The 14,476-nt window shown below is 70.5% G+C and carries 10 protein-coding genes; 6 read left to right on the top strand and 4 right to left on the bottom strand.

Annotated features, from left to right (window positions below; genetic code table 11):
• Positions 1-54 precede the first annotated feature (54 nt).
• A complete protein-coding gene (locus RY076_RS02855; protein WP_323095964.1) occupies positions 55-5,109 on the bottom strand; it encodes a GH92 family glycosyl hydrolase in 5,055 nt (1,684 codons plus the stop codon).
• A gap of 275 nt (positions 5,110-5,384) precedes the next feature.
• Here RY076_RS02855 and RY076_RS02850 point away from each other — a divergent pair, with 275 nt between their 5' ends.
• The 5 genes from RY076_RS02850 to RY076_RS02830 all read left to right on the top strand — a co-directional run bounded on the left by RY076_RS02850 (position 5,385) and on the right by RY076_RS02830 (position 10,823).
• Positions 5,385-6,383, top strand: coding sequence for a LacI family DNA-binding transcriptional regulator (locus RY076_RS02850; protein ID WP_323095963.1), 999 nt, complete (start codon positions 5,385-5,387; stop codon positions 6,381-6,383).
• The gene (locus RY076_RS02845; protein ID WP_323095960.1) at positions 6,380-7,438 is read left to right on the top strand and encodes a class I mannose-6-phosphate isomerase; all 1,059 of its coding nucleotides are present in this window, start codon (positions 6,380-6,382) and stop codon (positions 7,436-7,438) included. The genes RY076_RS02850 and RY076_RS02845 overlap by 4 nt, the downstream gene beginning before the upstream one ends.
• A gap of 99 nt (positions 7,439-7,537) precedes the next feature.
• Positions 7,538-8,854, top strand: a complete 1,317-nt coding sequence (locus RY076_RS02840) for an ABC transporter substrate-binding protein (protein ID WP_323095958.1) — start codon at positions 7,538-7,540, stop codon at positions 8,852-8,854.
• 122 nt (positions 8,855-8,976) lie between these two features.
• Positions 8,977-9,882 carry a carbohydrate ABC transporter permease gene (locus RY076_RS02835; protein WP_323095956.1) on the top strand — a complete coding sequence of 302 codons (906 nt, stop codon included), beginning with the start codon at positions 8,977-8,979 and terminating at the stop codon, positions 9,880-9,882.
• Positions 9,879-10,823 (top strand): carbohydrate ABC transporter permease, encoded by a 945-nt coding sequence (locus RY076_RS02830; RefSeq protein WP_323095954.1) that lies wholly within the window; start codon positions 9,879-9,881, stop codon positions 10,821-10,823. The genes RY076_RS02835 and RY076_RS02830 overlap by 4 nt, the downstream gene beginning before the upstream one ends.
• 79 nt (positions 10,824-10,902) lie before the next feature.
• Here RY076_RS02830 and RY076_RS02825 read toward each other — a convergent pair whose 3' ends face one another.
• Positions 10,903-11,757 carry an ABC transporter permease gene (locus tag RY076_RS02825; RefSeq protein ID WP_323095952.1) on the bottom strand — a complete coding sequence of 285 codons (855 nt, stop codon included), beginning with the start codon at positions 11,755-11,757 and terminating at the stop codon, positions 10,903-10,905.
• Positions 11,754-12,779: an ATP-binding cassette domain-containing protein gene (locus RY076_RS02820; protein WP_323095950.1), complete on the bottom strand. Its 1,026-nt coding sequence runs from the start codon at positions 12,777-12,779 to the stop codon at positions 11,754-11,756. Before RY076_RS02820 ends, RY076_RS02825 begins: the two co-directional genes overlap by 4 nt.
• 226 nt (positions 12,780-13,005) lie before the next feature.
• Here RY076_RS02820 and RY076_RS02815 point away from each other — a divergent pair, with 226 nt between their 5' ends.
• Positions 13,006-13,428, top strand: coding sequence for a helix-turn-helix domain-containing protein (locus tag RY076_RS02815; protein WP_323095948.1), 423 nt, complete (start codon positions 13,006-13,008; stop codon positions 13,426-13,428).
• A 90-nt stretch (positions 13,429-13,518) separates the two neighbouring features.
• Here RY076_RS02815 and RY076_RS02810 read toward each other — a convergent pair whose 3' ends face one another.
• Positions 13,519-14,466, bottom strand: a complete 948-nt coding sequence (locus tag RY076_RS02810; RefSeq protein WP_323095946.1) for a phage tail tip lysozyme — start codon at positions 14,464-14,466, stop codon at positions 13,519-13,521.
• Positions 14,467-14,476 lie beyond the last annotated feature (10 nt).

Raw genomic sequence — 14,476 nt, 5'->3', positions numbered from 1 at the left:
CGACGGCTCGTGGCTGTCGGCGGGCCGGTCGGTCCGGCGTGCGGGGCGGTCGCGTCAGCGCACCGTGACCGTCAGCGTCCCCAGCACGTCGGAGCGGGAGTCGGACACGAGCACGCGCACCGGGTAGGTGCCGGCCGAGGCCCACGTGTGGTTCCCGCTGATCGTGGCGACGCCGTCGGCACCGGGTGCCGAGACCGTCGCGTCCTCGGTCACGGACCCGTCGCCCCACTGGACCCGGGCCCGGTAGGTGCCGTCCGGCACACCGCCGGTCACGGTGCCGAGCGTGACGTCGGTGGCCGCACCGGCCTGGGCCGACGCGTCGGCACCCGGCGTGACCTGCATGGCCGAGCCGTTGTCGGCGACGGCGAACACGTGGATCCGGCCGGCCGACTTCGGGTCACCGGTCTGGGTCGGCAGGCTCACCGAATCGACCGTCTTGCCCGACGGGATGCTCATCGGCGTCGTCGCGAACAGCTTGGCGTGGCAGCTGTCCGTGCTCGTGCCGTTGAGGCGGTAGGCCATCTCGAGCGCCACGACGTTGCCGAACTGCGCCGAGCCGCACCAGTCGCCGTACTGCACCCGGTAGGGCGCGGTCGTGCCGTCGGTGAAGTGGACCGTCGCGGTGACGTCCTGGTTCGTCTGCGTCGCCGTGCCGATGAACGACAGCTTCGTCGCACCCGGTGCGAGCGACACCTTGAGCGTCTGGCCGGCGCCCGTGGCGTTGTCCTTCTGCCCGACCGGGATGCCCGGCATCGAGTAGCGAAGGTCGGTGCCCGGGACGGTCAGCAGCTTGCCCGGCACGCCGCCCGCGTCGGCGAGCGCCTCACGGGACAGGCCCGCCCGGTCGCCGTCGCACGGGACGGAGTCGCCGACGTTGCCGAAGCACACCGAGTCGAACCCCGCCGCGTACGAGGGCACCGTCGCCGTGTGGACCGTGGCGCCGCCGAGGGCGGAGCCGCTGTCGTTGGCCGTCGTCACCGTGACCTTCGGCTGGTAGTAGCCGGGCTTGGCCCACGTGTGGCTGCCGCGGATCGTGAACGACCCGAGGTCACCGGCCGCGATGGTGCCCTCCGAGCTCGAGCCGTCGCCCCAGGCGATGGTCGCCTTCGCCGTGGCCGACGGGTCCTGGCCCTGGCCGACGCCACCGGAGAAGGTGCCGACGGTGCCGCTCCAGGCGGTGCCCTCGGACGTCTCGAACGCGGGACCGGCGGTCACCGTGATGCCGGTGTTCTGGGCCTTCGACCCGTCGGTGAGGAGCTCGACCTCCGAGAGGTTCGGTGCGGCCGCCCCCTTGGTCGCCGTGACGACGAGCCGGTAGGAGGTGTACGTGCCGTTGTCGGCCAGCTTGAACGGACGCGTCTGCACCCGCCACGGGAAGGACTGGTCGGTGCGCGTGTCGAGCGTGCGCCACGTCTTGCCGCCGTCTTTGGAGCCCTCGACGCGCCACGCGGACGGGTCACCCGCGGCCGGGCCGGAGGTGATCGTGTACCACGTGGCCCGCTGCCCGACGCCCGACAGGTCGAACGTCACGGTCGGCGTCGCCGAGGCGAACGCGGCCGAGGTGCGCGACGTGTCGTCGAACAGCTTCGCGGCGTCGGCACCCGACGCGAGGCCGGTGGCCGAGGCGGTGCCACGACCGGGACCGGTCATGTCGCGCAACGGCTTCGGGGCCTCGGTGCCCGTCGTCAGCGACGGCGGGGCGTCCTGGGCGCGGGCGCCGAAGTCGGACGGCGTGCTACCCATCGCGAAGTCGAGCGTCGAGGCGCCCGCGATCTGCGACTGGTCGACCGAGACCGACTTCTGCTTCTGGCCGTTGACCGTCAGGCCCTGGACGTAGAGGTTCTTCTCCGAGTTGCCCGGGGCGTTGACCACGAGGTCGCCCTGCGTGCGGTGCACCGTGACCTGCTGGAACTTCGGCGAGCCCACGGCCCACTGCGACGAGCCGACCTGCAGCGGGTAGAGGCCGAGCGAGGAGAGGACGTACCACGCCGACATCTCGCCGTTGTCCTCGTCGCCGGGGTAGCCCTGGCCGGTGTCGGTGCCGACGTAGAGGCGGCGCAGGATCTCGCGGACCTTCTCGGCCGTCTTGAACTGCTGGCCGGTCCAGTCGTACATGTACGCGATGTGGTGCGAGACCTGGTTGGACTGGCCGAGCTGGCCCATCCGCACGTCACGCGCCTCGAGCATCTCGTGGATCGTGCCGCCGTAGCCGCCGGGCTTGGTCGCCGTCTCGGGCGTCGCGAAGAACGTGTCGAGCTTCGTCGCCAGGGCGTCGCGGCCGCCGTAGAGGTTGGCCAGGCCCGTGCCGTCCTGCGGTGCGTGGAAGGCGAAGTTCCAGCCGTTCGTCTCGGTGTAGTCGCCGCCCCACGCCTCCGGGTCGAAGGTCGCCGGGAAGCTGCCGTCGGGCTTGCGGCCCTGGAAGAACCCGACCTTCGGGTTGAAGGCGTTGACGTAGTGCGTGGCCCGCTCGAGGAAGTACTGCGACTCCTCCTGCAGCTGGGCGCGCCGGTTCGCCGGCGTGGCCGGGTCCTTGGCGAGCTTCGCGGCCATGTTGCCGATGCCGAAGTCGTTGACGAGGCCCTCGAGACCCCACGACACCGACTCACCCGTGCTCGTGCTCGTGTAGCCGAGGAAGATCGAGGTGTCGAGGCCCTTGCGGCCCACGGCGCTCGACGTCGGCAGGACCGTCGCGTTCTTCACGGCGGCGTCGTAGGCGCCGAGCGGGTCAGGGAGCTTGACGCCCTTGACGTACGCGTCGGCGAAGGCGACGTCCGAGCTGGTGCCGGTCATGAGGTCGGCGTAGCCCGGCGAGCTCCACCGGGCGATCCAGCCGCCGTCGCGGTACTGCTGCACGAAGCCGTCGGCGATCTCGGCCGCGACCTCCGGGTAGAGGAGGCTGTAGGCCGGCCACACGGTCCGGTAGGTGTCCCAGAAGCCGTTGTTGACGTAGATCTTGCCGTCCTTGACGGCGGCGTTCGTCGTCGTCGCGGTGGCCGAACCTGACTTGGCCGCAACGGGGCTCGCGTACTGGTAGTGCGGAGCCGCTGCCGTGCCGGTGTTCTCGAACTGGCTGTTCGGGTAGAGGTTGAGCCGGTACAGGTTCGAGTACAGCGTCGTGCGCTGCGTGTCGGCGTTCGTGTCGGCGTTGGTCTTGACGCCGACGACGCCGAGGCGCTGGTTCCACGCCGCGTTGGCGGCGGCGTGGACGGCGTCGAAGTCGCGCGCCGCCAGCTCGAGCGCGTGGTTGCGCTTGGCCTGGTCGAGCGAGATGAACGACGTGGCGAGCTTGAGCACGACGGTCTTGTCGCTGCTCGTGTCGAACGAGGCGTACCGCGTGCCGGCGTGCCCGTTCGGGGCGGTGCCGGCGGCCGTGGCGGGCCGGTCGAAGGTGCCGTAGACGAACATCCGGCTGCGGCCGGCGGACAGGCCGCTCCCGTTGTCGACCCAGCCGGTCACCGTGCCGGTCGCGGCGTCGACGGTGAAGGTGCCGTTGTCGTCGATGGTGTCGAGGACGAGGCTGCCCTTGGTCGTGCCGGACGGGAAGGTGAACCGGTAGACACCGCCGTGGTCGGCGGGCGCCATCTCCGACACGAGACCACCCTGGAGCACGGCCTTGTAGTAGTCGGGCCGGGCCACCTCGGTCTTGTGGTCGAACGTGAGGGCACGACCCGACGCGCTGCCGGTCGGGGTGCCCGTCGCCGTCGAGGGCATGACCGAGAGCTGGTTGCGGTCACCCATCCACGGGCTCGGCTCGTGCGAGATCGCCAGTCCCTGCATCACCGGCAGGTTCGAGGCGTTGTTGGCCGACTGGTAGTAGTACTCCCACGACTGCGAGTTCGCGTTCGTCACCGGCGTGAAGAACGTGAAGCCGTTGGGCAGCGCGCTGATCGGCAGGTTGTTGCCGCGCGAGAAGCTGCCCGAGGCGTTGGTGCCCCGACGCGTGTCGACGAAGTTCGTCAGGTCCGCCGCATCGACCGTGGCCGGGTGCGCCGCGACGTCGAGGTCGTCGATCCAGCCGCCGAAGCGGGTGTCCTTCTTCGCGGTGTCGTTGTCGTAGCCCACGAGGATGCGGTCGATCGTCTTGCCGGCGGCGACGGTGCCGACGTCGACGGAGACGGCGTTCCACTGGTTGGCGTAGAGGATCTTGCCCTTGCCCTGGCCGTTCGGGCTCGCGGCGACGCCGTTGGCGTCCGTGGCCTCGAGGTCGGACAGGTACGTGCCGTCGGTGAAGTGCAGGTCGAGGGCGCTGTACGTCGACGGGTAGGTGAGGTCACCCGCGACCATGTCGGGGAAGACCTTGTAGGACAGTCGAGTTGCCGGGTTGACCGGCAGGTTGACGTCGAAGAGGCGGTTCCAGGCGTAGCCACGGCCGTCGGCGGTGTGACCGCCGGAGTAGCGCAGCGCCTTGACGCCGGTCCAGCCGACGAGGGGCTTGATGTTGAAGCCGGAGATCGGGCCCGAGCCGACCTTGGTCACCATCGGCGTCGCCGGACCGGTCCCGGTGGAGCCGTCGGAGATGTCCCAGTCGGCCAGCTGCACGATGCTGCCGGAGTGCACGGCCGTGACGTTGAGCCGGTAGTAGGCGTAGCTGCCCGGCGTCGCCACCGTGAAGTCCTGCTTGGCGAACCGGCCGGCGAAGTCGACGTTGCTGCGGGTGTCGAGGTCGGTCCACGTCGTGCCGTCGCTCGAGCCTTGGAGCGTGAAGCCCTTCGGGTCGCGTTCCGGCGAGTCGTTGGCGGAGGTCAGCGAGTAGCGCACGACCTTGGCCGGCGAGGCGAGCTGGTAGCGCACCCAGCCGCTCGTGGCGAAGGCGAGCCACTTGGTGTCCGGGTTGGCGTCGGCGAGGTTGGCCGCCACCTCGCCCGGCGAGTTCTCGGCGCTGGCCGTGACGGCTGTGACCTGACCGAGCAGGCTCCCGTCGACGCTGACCGTGCCGGTGACGTTCTTCTGGCGCGGCCCGTCGGGGCCGTTCTCCACGGCCGAGAACGCCGGCTGGGGGTCGCCGGTCTCGAACGAGGTCGTGAAGCTGCCGGTGTCGTCGGCGGCCGCGGCCGCCGCGCTGGGCGGTCCGGCGACCGCCCCCATCGTCGAGGTGACCAGGAGCGCCATGGCGACGGCGCCTCTCTGGATCCCTGGTGTCAAACCCATCGGTTCCTCCGTGCTCGTCCTTGAGCTGAGCGGTGCAAGACTCCGCGAGACTTTCTCCGGGGGACGAGTGTCGTCAACGGTGCAGATGGTTCTTGTCCGGTCAGGACAGCCAATCGGACAGGAACCGGGCGCCCTACCCTCGATCGGCCGCATTTCGTTGCCGGGGTTCGCCTCGATCTGCTCAGATGGCAGGCATGACAGCGTTGTCTGACCACCGGACAGGCACACGTCCCACCATGGCGGACGTGGCCGCCGAGGCTCATGTCTCGGTCAAGACGGTGTCGCGCGTCGTCAACCACGAGGCCGGGGTGCGACCCGACACCGCCGAGCGCGTCCGGGCCGTCATCGAACGGCTCGGCTTCCGTCGCCACGACGGCGCCCGGCTCATCCGCCAGGGCCGCACCTTCACCATCGGGCTCGTCGTCGAGGACCTCGCCAACCCCTTCTACTCCCTCGTCGGGGCAGCGGTGGAGCGCGAGGCCCGGATCCGCCAGCACCAGCTCATCACGGCCTCGGCCGAGGGCTCCCCGAGCCGCGAGCGCGCCGCGCTCGAGGCGCTCATCGCCCGACGCGTCGACGGCATCGTCGTCGTGCCCGCGAGCGAGGCCGCCTCGGCCGACCCGGAGATCGACGCGAGCGGCACCCCGATCGTCTACATGGACCGCCCGGTGCGGGGCACCCCGCGCGACACCGTGCTCAGCGACAACCAGGGCGGGGTGCGCAGCGCCATCGAGCACCTCGTGGCCCACGGCCACCGCCACATCGCCTTCCTCGGCGACGACCCCGGCTTCTGGACCGCCCGCCAGCGCCGTGAGTCCTTCGTCGCCACGCACGACGCGCTCGGCCTGCCCGGCTCGGCACGGGTCGTCATGGGCCCGCACTCGGTCGTGTCGGTCCGCGACGTCCTGACCCGGTGGAGCGCCGGCCCCGAGCCGATCAGCGCGGTCATCACCGGCAACAACCGCATCACCCTCGCGGCGCTCTTCGCGATCCGCGACCTCCACGCGAACCTGTCGCTCGTCGGCTACGACGACTTCGAGCTCGCCGAGCTCATCGACCCACCCGTGACCGTCGTCCACCAGGACCCGGCCGCCATGGGGCAGAAGGCGGCCCAGCAGCTGTTCTCCCGCCTCCTCGGCGACGAGTCCCCACCGCAGACCGTCGTCATGCCGACGCGTCTCATCGTCCGCGCGTCCGGCGTCCGCCGCGACGGCACCCGAGGAACCCACCGATGACCACGACCCAGCACCTCGTCCCGAGGCACCTGCCCGTCAACACGCCGCACCGCTTCTACCGCGGCGGCGAACGCATCCTGGCCTTCCGCGGCCTGCCCGTCCCCGACGGGTTCGACGGCCACCGGCCCGAGGACTGGCTCGCCTCGACGACCCGCCTCTTCGCCGAGGGTGGCGGCGGGGTCACGCACCTCGACGACGGCAGAGACCTGCCGGCGGTGCTCGAGTCCGACCCGCAGGAGTGGCTGGGCGCCGCGCACGTCGACGCGTACGGCGTCGTGCCCGGGCTGCTGACCAAGCTGCTCGACAGCGGCGAGCGCCTGCCGGTCCACTCCCACCCGGACCGCGCCTTCGCCAAGGCCCACCTGCACTGCGACAACGGCAAGACCGAGGCCTGGATCGTCCTCGACGCCGAGCCCGGCGCCCGCGTGTGGCTCGGGTTCCGCGACGAGGTCTCCCCGGAGCACCTGGCCGACCTCGTCGAGGCCCAGGACGAGCAGCTGCTCGCGGCCCTCAACCCGGTCGAGGTGACCCGCGGCGACGCGATCCTCGTGCCCGCGGGCCAGCCGCACGTCATCGGCGAGGGCGTCCTCGTCCTCGAGCTGCAGGAGCCCACCGACCTGTCCGTCATGCTCGAGCACGAGCGTTTCGGCCTCGAGGAGGCGCACGCCTTCCTCGGCCTCGAGCGCGGCCTCGCGCTGCGCAGCGTCGACCGCGGTCCGCTGAGCCCGGAGGCCCTCGCGGACCTGCGGCGACGCTGGTCCGACGTCGTCGGCGCCGGCGGGGCGCTGCCGGCGCAGGCCGACACCTTCTTCCGGGCGCAGGTCGTCCGGTCGACCGGCCCCGAGCCGGTCACCGTCGAGGCGGCGTTCGCCGTCACGGTCGTCGTCGACGGTCACGGGACCCTCGTGACCGGCGCCGACGACACCGGCGGCGCTTCGATGGACATCACCAGGGGAGATGTCCTCCTCGTCCCCCACGGCGCGGGCTCCGTCCGCGTCGAGGGAGACGTCACCGTCATCCGGTGCATGCCACCGGACGGCACTCCCGCCGCCTGACCGCGGCACCGACACACGGCCGGACCCGGAGGGGGCACCGGCACCACACCGAGTCCCACCACCAACCGGTCGGGGCATCGGAACCAACTAGGAGGATCAATGCGCAACAGGGCTGTTGCAGCCGTGGCAATGGCGGGGGTCGTGGCCGTCGCCCTCGCGGCCTGCGGGTCGGGCTCGAACAACGACACCGGCGGCTCCGGCGGCGCCGCGAGCACCTCGCTCGCGACCAAGGCCGGCGGTGCCGGCGGTGACGTCGGCGTCTTCACGTGGTGGGCGTCCGGCTCGGAGAAGAAGGGCCTCGATGCGCTCGAGGCGCTCTTCAAGGAGAAGTACCCGAACGACAACTTCGTCAACCTCGCCGTCGCCGGTGGTGCCGGCTCGAACGCGAAGGCCAAGCTCGCGTCCGACCTGCAGAACAACCAGCCGCCGGACTCGTTCCAGGGCCACGCCGGTGCCGAGCTCGCCGACTACATCGACGCGGGGCAGATCGAGCCCGTCAACGACGTCATCCAGGCGCTCGGCGGCGAGTCGGCCTTCCCGAAGAACCTCATCGAGCGGCTGACCGTCGACGGCAACATCTACTCGGTGCCCTCGAACATCCACCGCGCCAACGTCGTGTGGGCCAACGTCGCCGTCCTGAAGAAGGCCGGCGTCAACGAGCCGCCGAAGGACATCAAGTCCTGGATCGCCGACATGGACAAGATCAAGGCCTCGGGCGTCTCGACGCCGCTGTCGGTCTCGGGCACGTGGACCCAGGTCCAGCTGTTCGAGAACGTCCTCATCGCCGACCTCGGCGCCGACAAGTACAGCGGCCTGTTCGACGGCAAGACCAAGTGGGACTCCCCGGAGGTCAAGGCCGCCGCGGCCGACTACAAGAAGCTGCTGACCTACACCAACACCGCCTCCGACGGTGACGACTGGCCGGTGGCGACCGACATGGTCATCGACGGCAAGGCCGCCTACAACGTCATGGGCGACTGGGCCGTGGCCGAGTTCGCGGACAAGGGCAAGAAGCAGGACCAGGACTGGACGTGGTTCCCGACCCCGGGCACCGACGGCGTCTTCGACTTCCTCGCCGACTCCTTCACGCTCCCCAAGGGCGCGAAGAACCCCGGCGGCACGAAGGACTGGCTCATGCTCATCGGCTCGGCCGACGGCCAGAAGGCCTTCAACCTGGCCAAGGGCTCGATCCCGGCGCGCACCGACGTGCCGAAGACCGACTTCCCGCCCTACCAGCAGTCCGCGATGGACGCCTTCAAGTCGAACACCATCGTCTCCTCGATCGCGCACGGCGCCGCCGTGTCGCTCGCGTGGAACGCGGACATCAGCTCCGCCATCAGCAAGTTCTACTCGACCAAGGACGACGCGACCCTCGTGAGCGACCTCGCCGCCGCCGCGAAGAAGAACCTCGGCTGACGCGGCACCTGCCCATCGTCTGCTGACGCCGGCCCGGCCGGCGCGGTCCTCCCGAACCACCGGGAGCCGCGCCGGCCGGTCGGCCACCTCCAGCGCCCCACCGTTCCCAGCAAGGACCATCCATGCGAAAGACCAAGGACTGGCTGCCGGGGTTCCTCCTCGTGCTGCCGTCGATCATCCTCGTCGGGGTCTTCGTCTACTGGCTCATCGGCCGCACGGTCGCGACATCGCTCGACCGCACGGTGACCAAGGCGAGCAAGCGGGTCACCAACCCGGGCGGCCTCGAGAACTACTCGAAGCTGCTCGGCAGCGACGACTACCAGCACGCCCTCTTCAACCTCCTCGTCCTCACCGTCGCGTTCGTCGCCGGCACGATGCTCTTCGGCCTCCTGTGGGCCGTCCTCCTCGAGAAGGGCGTACGCGCCGAGGGCATCTTCCGCTCGGTGTACCTGCTGCCGATGGCGATCTCGTTCATCGCGGCCGGCGTCGTGTGGCGCTGGCTGCTCTCGCCCGGCAAGGGCGACCAGGCCGTCGGCCTCAACCAGCTGCTCGCGATGATCGGGCTGGAACGCTTCCAGAGCGCGTGGTGGCAGTCGCCGAGCGCGTTCTCGATGGCGGCCATGGCGATCCCCGCCATCTGGCAGCTGTCCGGCTACGTCATGGCGCTCTTCCTCGCCGGCTTCCGCGGCATCAGCGAGGACCAGCGTGAGGCCGCCCGCATCGACGGTGCGAGCGAGTGGAAGCTGTACCGGCACGTCCTCTTCCCGCAGCTGTCCCCGATCGCGCTGTCGGCGCTCATCATCATCGGCCACATGTCGATGAAGATGTTCGACCTCATCTACGCGATCGCCGGCCAGAACTCGTACAAGGCCTCCGTGCCCGCGACGATGATGTGGACCCAGATGTTCCAGCAGAACAACCCGACCGCCGCCGCGGTCAACGCCACGATCCTGCTGGTGCTCGTCGCCCTCGTCGTCGTGCCGTACCTCATCTACACGAACAAGACGGAGAAGGAGACGCGCGGATGACCGCCACGACGAACGAGGTCGCGCCGGCCGCCGCCGGCGGGCGTGGTGGCGCGGTCGGCGAGCCGATCCCGACGCGTCGCAGCACGGGCAAGGCGCCCGGCACCGAGGGCACCGTGTGGGGGCGCACCGTCAGGTACGGGCTGCTGCTCCTGTTCCTCATCATGATCCTGCTGCCCCTCTACGTGCTGCTCGTCACGAGCCTCAAGCGCAGCGGCGACGTCACGGCGGGCCAGGCGTGGTCCCTGCCGACGGTGCTCTCCCGGGAGGGTTGGACCTCGGCGTGGACGGCCCTGTCGCCCGCCCTGTTCCGCTCGCTCATCCTCGCCCTGTCGGTCGCCGTGGTCTCCTCGGTGCTCGGTTCGGTCAACGGGTTCGTGTTCTCCAAGTGGCGCTTCCCGGGGGCGACGACGGTCTTCACCCTGTTCCTCTTCGGGATGTTCATCCCCTACCAGGCGGTCATGATCCCGCTGCAGGGGATGCTCATCGACGTGCAGTCGACGCCGGGGTTCTCCTGGTTCGAGGGCATCCCGAAGCTCATCGCGGTGCACATCATCTTCGGCATCCCGATCTGCACGCTGATCTTCCGCAACTACTACTCCACCGCGCTGCCGACGGAGATCCTCGAGGCGGCCAAGGTCGACGGCGCTGGCCTGCTCCGCACGTTCTTCTCGGTCGTCCTGCCGATCTCTATCCCGGGCTTCGTCGTGACGATGATCTGGCAGTTCACCTCGGCCTGGAACGACTTCCTCTTCGCGCTGTTCCTCACCAACCGCAACAACGGCCCGGTGACGTACGCGCTCAACGAGCTGGCCGGCGGGCAGAACCCGAACTACCCGCAGATCATGGCGGGCGTGCTCCTCGCGTCGCTGCCGACGCTGCTCGTCTACATCCTGCTCGGCCGCTACTTCATCGGCGGCCTCATGAGCGGCTCGGTCAAGTAGCCGCCCACCACCGACGCGAACGGCGCGGCCCCCCACCGGGGACCGCGCCGTTCGGGCGTCAGGACGTGGCGTCGCGTCGTCAGTCCTTGGTGCGGCGGACGTAGGCGCGGATCGCGAGCGGCGCGACGACGGCCGTGATGAGCAGCGACCACCCGATCGACACACCCACGGCGTGCTGCAACGGCCAGGCCGCACCCGGCGGGGTGCCCGGGACGTTGCCCCACAGCTCGCGCATCGCCTGCACGAGCGCGCTGATGGGGTTCCACTCGGCGATGGTGCGCAGCACCGGCGGCATGGCCGCGGTCGGCGCGAACGTGTTGGCCAGGAAGGTGATCGGGAACATCGTCGTGAACATCAGGCCGTTGACGGCCTCGGGCGACCGCATCGCCGAGCCGACGAGGATGCCGATCCAGATCATCGAGAACCCGAAGAGCAGCAGCAGCGCGAAGGCGAGCACCGCAGGGCCGAAGCCGTCCCGGATGCGCCAGCCGATGACGAGCCCGGTCATCGACATGACGAAGACGCCGATGCTCGAGTGGATGATGCCGTAGACGCTCCGGCCGATGAGGACCGAGCCGCGCGAGATCGGCAGCGACCGGAACCGGTCGATGATGCCCTTGTCGAGGTCCATGTTGAGGCCGTTGGCGACGATGAACGAGGAGAACGCCATCGTCTGGGCCATGATCCCGGGCAGCAGCCACTCGCGGTAGGAGGCGCTGTCGGTCTGGATCGAGCCGCCGAAGACGAAGGCGAACAGGACGACGAACATGATCGGCTGGATCGTGACGTCGGTGAGCATCTCCGGCTGGCGCCGGGTGTGCTTGAGGTTGCGCCAGACCATCATCTGCACCTGGCGCAGCAGCCCCGGCGGGTGCAGGACGGGTGCCGCGGCGTCGGCGCGACGCCGGGTGTCGGTGGCGGTGGACTGGGTCATCGGGACTCCCCCTCTGCGGACGCGGCGGCATCGCCCTCCTGCTCGGCCCGGTGGCCGGTCAGGCTGAGGAAGACGTCGTCGAGGCTCGGACGCTTGAGGCCGAGGTCGTCGAGGACGATCTCGCTGCGGTCGAAGACGGCCGCGACACGCGTCATGTCGGACAGGCCCTCGGCGGGCGCGGTCAGCTGGCGCGCCGGGACGTCGACGTGTACCTCGCTGACGTGCGAGGCGAGCAGGGCGCGCGCCTCCTCGAGCTGGCCGGCGTGCGACACGGTCAGGACGATGGCGGCCTGGCCGGACTGGTCCTTCAGCTCGAGCGGCGTGCCCTCGGCGATGACCCGGCCGTGGTCGATGACGACGATGCGGTCGGCGAGCTGGTCGGCCTCCTCGAGGTACTGCGTCGTGAGCAGGAGCGTCGTGCCGTCGGCGACGAGGCCGCGCAGGACCTCCCACAGCTCGACGCGGCTGCGCGGGTCGAGCCCGGTGGTGGGCTCGTCGAGGAAGAGGACCGGCGGTGCGGCGATGAGGCTGACCGCGAGGTCGAGGCGGCGCCGCATGCCGCCGCTGTACTCCTTGACCACCTTGTTGCCGGCGTCGGTGAGGGAGAACCGCTCGAGCAGCTCGTCGGACAGGCGCCGCACGTCGGGCCGGCCGAGGCCGTAGAGCGAGCCGATGAGCCGGAGGTTCTCGCGACCGGTCAGCATCTCGTCGACGGTCGCGGCCTGGCCGGTGAGACCCATGCTGCGACGCACGGCCTCGGGATCGGTGCGCACGTCGTGGCCCGCGACGCGCGCGGTGCCGCTCGTCGGGGCGGTGAGCGTGGTCATCATGCGGACCGTGGTGGTCTTGCCGGCGCCGTTGGGGCCGAGCAGGCCGAGGACGGTGCCCTGCGGCACCGTGAACGAGACGTCGTCGACGGCGGTCATGTCGTCGAAGCGCTTGACGAGGTGCTCGGCCTCGATGGCCGGACCGTCGAAGCGGTGGGAGGGGCGGGGTGGTCGGTCGGTGTCGGCGAGGGTCATGTGAGGGCTCCAGCTGCAGACGCTGTCGGGTCGGTGACAGGACCACGGTAGGTTCCGCCACCGACAGCCCCACCGACAGCCTAGGTCGCGAGTGGACGGCGTCAACATCTTTTGTCGGGTGGGCCCGTTTCGCCGTAGGCGTACGCGAACCGCTCGGTCCCGGCGCCCGCGGGTGCGACGCTGGCTGGAGGCGTCGCAGCCACGGCACCGACGACAGGAGACCGCGATGACCAGCCGACCCGCACGACCCGTGAGGCCCCCCGCCCGTCGACGCGGGCCCCTGCTCCGCCACGTCTACGGCGGGCTCATCCGCGGCCTGCGGCTGCGGCAGGGCCGCACCCTGGCCGAGGTCGCCGGCGAGGCCGGCATCTCCGTGGCCTACCTGTCCGAGGTCGAGCGCGGTCTCAAGGAGCCGTCCTCGGAGGTCCTCGACGCCGTGTGCCGCGCCCTCGGCTCGAGCATCACCCACCTCATCGGCGCCGCCCACCGGCAGCTGCTCGACCTCACGGCCGAGGCTGCGGTGGCCCCCGTCCTCGACCTGACGACCCGCATCGAGCACCAGCGGTCCGCGTCCTCGAGCGCCGCTCCGCTCGTCCCGGTCACCCCTCCCGCAACCGGCGCCCGCGCGTCGTTCGTCCTGGCGTCCTGACGTCCCGGCGTCCTGACGCATCGAGAGAGCAGCTCGTCCACGAGGCACGAGCTGCTCTCTCGATCGGGTCGGGGCCGCTCGGGCGACGCCTCAGTCGATGAGGCTGCCCCACGTGTTGTTGCCGACGACACCGTCGACGACGAGGCCCACCTTCGACTGGTAGGACCGCACCGCGGTGTTCGTCGCCGGGCCGAAGGAGCCGTCGACCGTCAGTGAGTAGCCGGCGTCGACGAGCTCGCGCTGCAGGCCGGTGACCGCGTCGCCGGTCGCACCCTGGCGCAGCACGGGCAGGATCGAGTACCACGTGTTGTTGCCGACGACCCCGTCGACGGACAGGCCGTGCGCAGACTGGTACGAGCGCACCGCGGACTCGGTGCCGGAGCCGAAGACCCCGTCGGCCGTGACCGACCGGCCGGAGGCCCGCAGCATGTACTGCAGCGTGCGCACCGCCGAGCCGCTGCTGCCGTTGCGCAGGACGGGCAGCGCTGTCTCCGTGGTGCCCCCGCCGGAGCCGCCCGTGCCGTACTTGGCGAGGACGTCCTTGGCGTAGGCGATGCGCTGCGTCGTCGCGCACGTGCCACAGCGCTCGAACTTCTGCATGAAGACGGTCGTGGCGGTGTCGACGCTGGAGGAGGCCCGCAGGTCGGACAGGCCGTAGCCGGAGAAGGTCGTCAGCTCGTACCAGATGAAGTCGAGCTGGCCGCCGAGGTCGTAGCGGCTGCGCCCGGTCTTCGCGACGTACCAGACGACGTTGTCGCTGGCGTCGTGGTCCCAGCGGCCGCCCTCGCTCCACTGGGCGATGCCCATGCCCGGACCGCCGGCCTGGTTGGCGTACGGGTTGATCGGGCTGCCGGACTCCTGGATGAGGTTGCCGACGATGCCGGCCGCCTGGTTCTGCGTCAGGCCCTTGCCGACGAAGTAGTTGAAGGCGGTCTGGTCGTTGCTGGCGGCCGACGCGCTCGGTGCCACGGCGACGCCGAGCACGAGCACGGCGACCGCGGCGAGGAGGCCGGACAACGTCCGGCGATGGGTCTTCATCAGGGTGTTC

Source organism: Intrasporangium zincisolvens, assembly GCF_034724055.1.
Lineage (GTDB): Bacteria > Actinomycetota > Actinomycetes > Actinomycetales > Dermatophilaceae > Monashia > Monashia zincisolvens.
The sequence above is the reverse complement of the archived record's forward strand: the minus strand, read 5'-3'. Positions and strand labels throughout refer to the sequence as shown.

What these genes read in the sequence shown, in the direction of transcription:
- RY076_RS02855 (WP_323095964.1), bottom strand. Translation starts at nt 5,109, where the DNA reads ATGGCGCTCCTGGTCACCTCGACGATGGGGGCGGTCGCCGGACCGCCC.
- RY076_RS02850 (WP_323095963.1), top strand. Translation starts at nt 5,385, where the DNA reads ATGGCGGACGTGGCCGCCGAGGCTCATGTCTCGGTCAAGACGGTGTCG.
- RY076_RS02845 (WP_323095960.1), top strand. Translation starts at nt 6,380, where the DNA reads ATGACCACGACCCAGCACCTCGTCCCGAGGCACCTGCCCGTCAACACG.
- RY076_RS02840 (WP_323095958.1), top strand. Translation starts at nt 7,538, where the DNA reads ATGCGCAACAGGGCTGTTGCAGCCGTGGCAATGGCGGGGGTCGTGGCC.
- RY076_RS02835 (WP_323095956.1), top strand. Translation starts at nt 8,977, where the DNA reads ATGCGAAAGACCAAGGACTGGCTGCCGGGGTTCCTCCTCGTGCTGCCG.
- RY076_RS02830 (WP_323095954.1), top strand. Translation starts at nt 9,879, where the DNA reads ATGACCGCCACGACGAACGAGGTCGCGCCGGCCGCCGCCGGCGGGCGT.
- RY076_RS02825 (WP_323095952.1), bottom strand. Translation starts at nt 11,757, where the DNA reads ATGACCCAGTCCACCGCCACCGACACCCGGCGTCGCGCCGACGCCGCG.
- RY076_RS02820 (WP_323095950.1), bottom strand. Translation starts at nt 12,779, where the DNA reads ATGACCCTCGCCGACACCGACCGACCACCCCGCCCCTCCCACCGCTTC.
- RY076_RS02815 (WP_323095948.1), top strand. Translation starts at nt 13,006, where the DNA reads ATGACCAGCCGACCCGCACGACCCGTGAGGCCCCCCGCCCGTCGACGC.
- RY076_RS02810 (WP_323095946.1), bottom strand. Translation starts at nt 14,466, where the DNA reads ATGAAGACCCATCGCCGGACGTTGTCCGGCCTCCTCGCCGCGGTCGCC.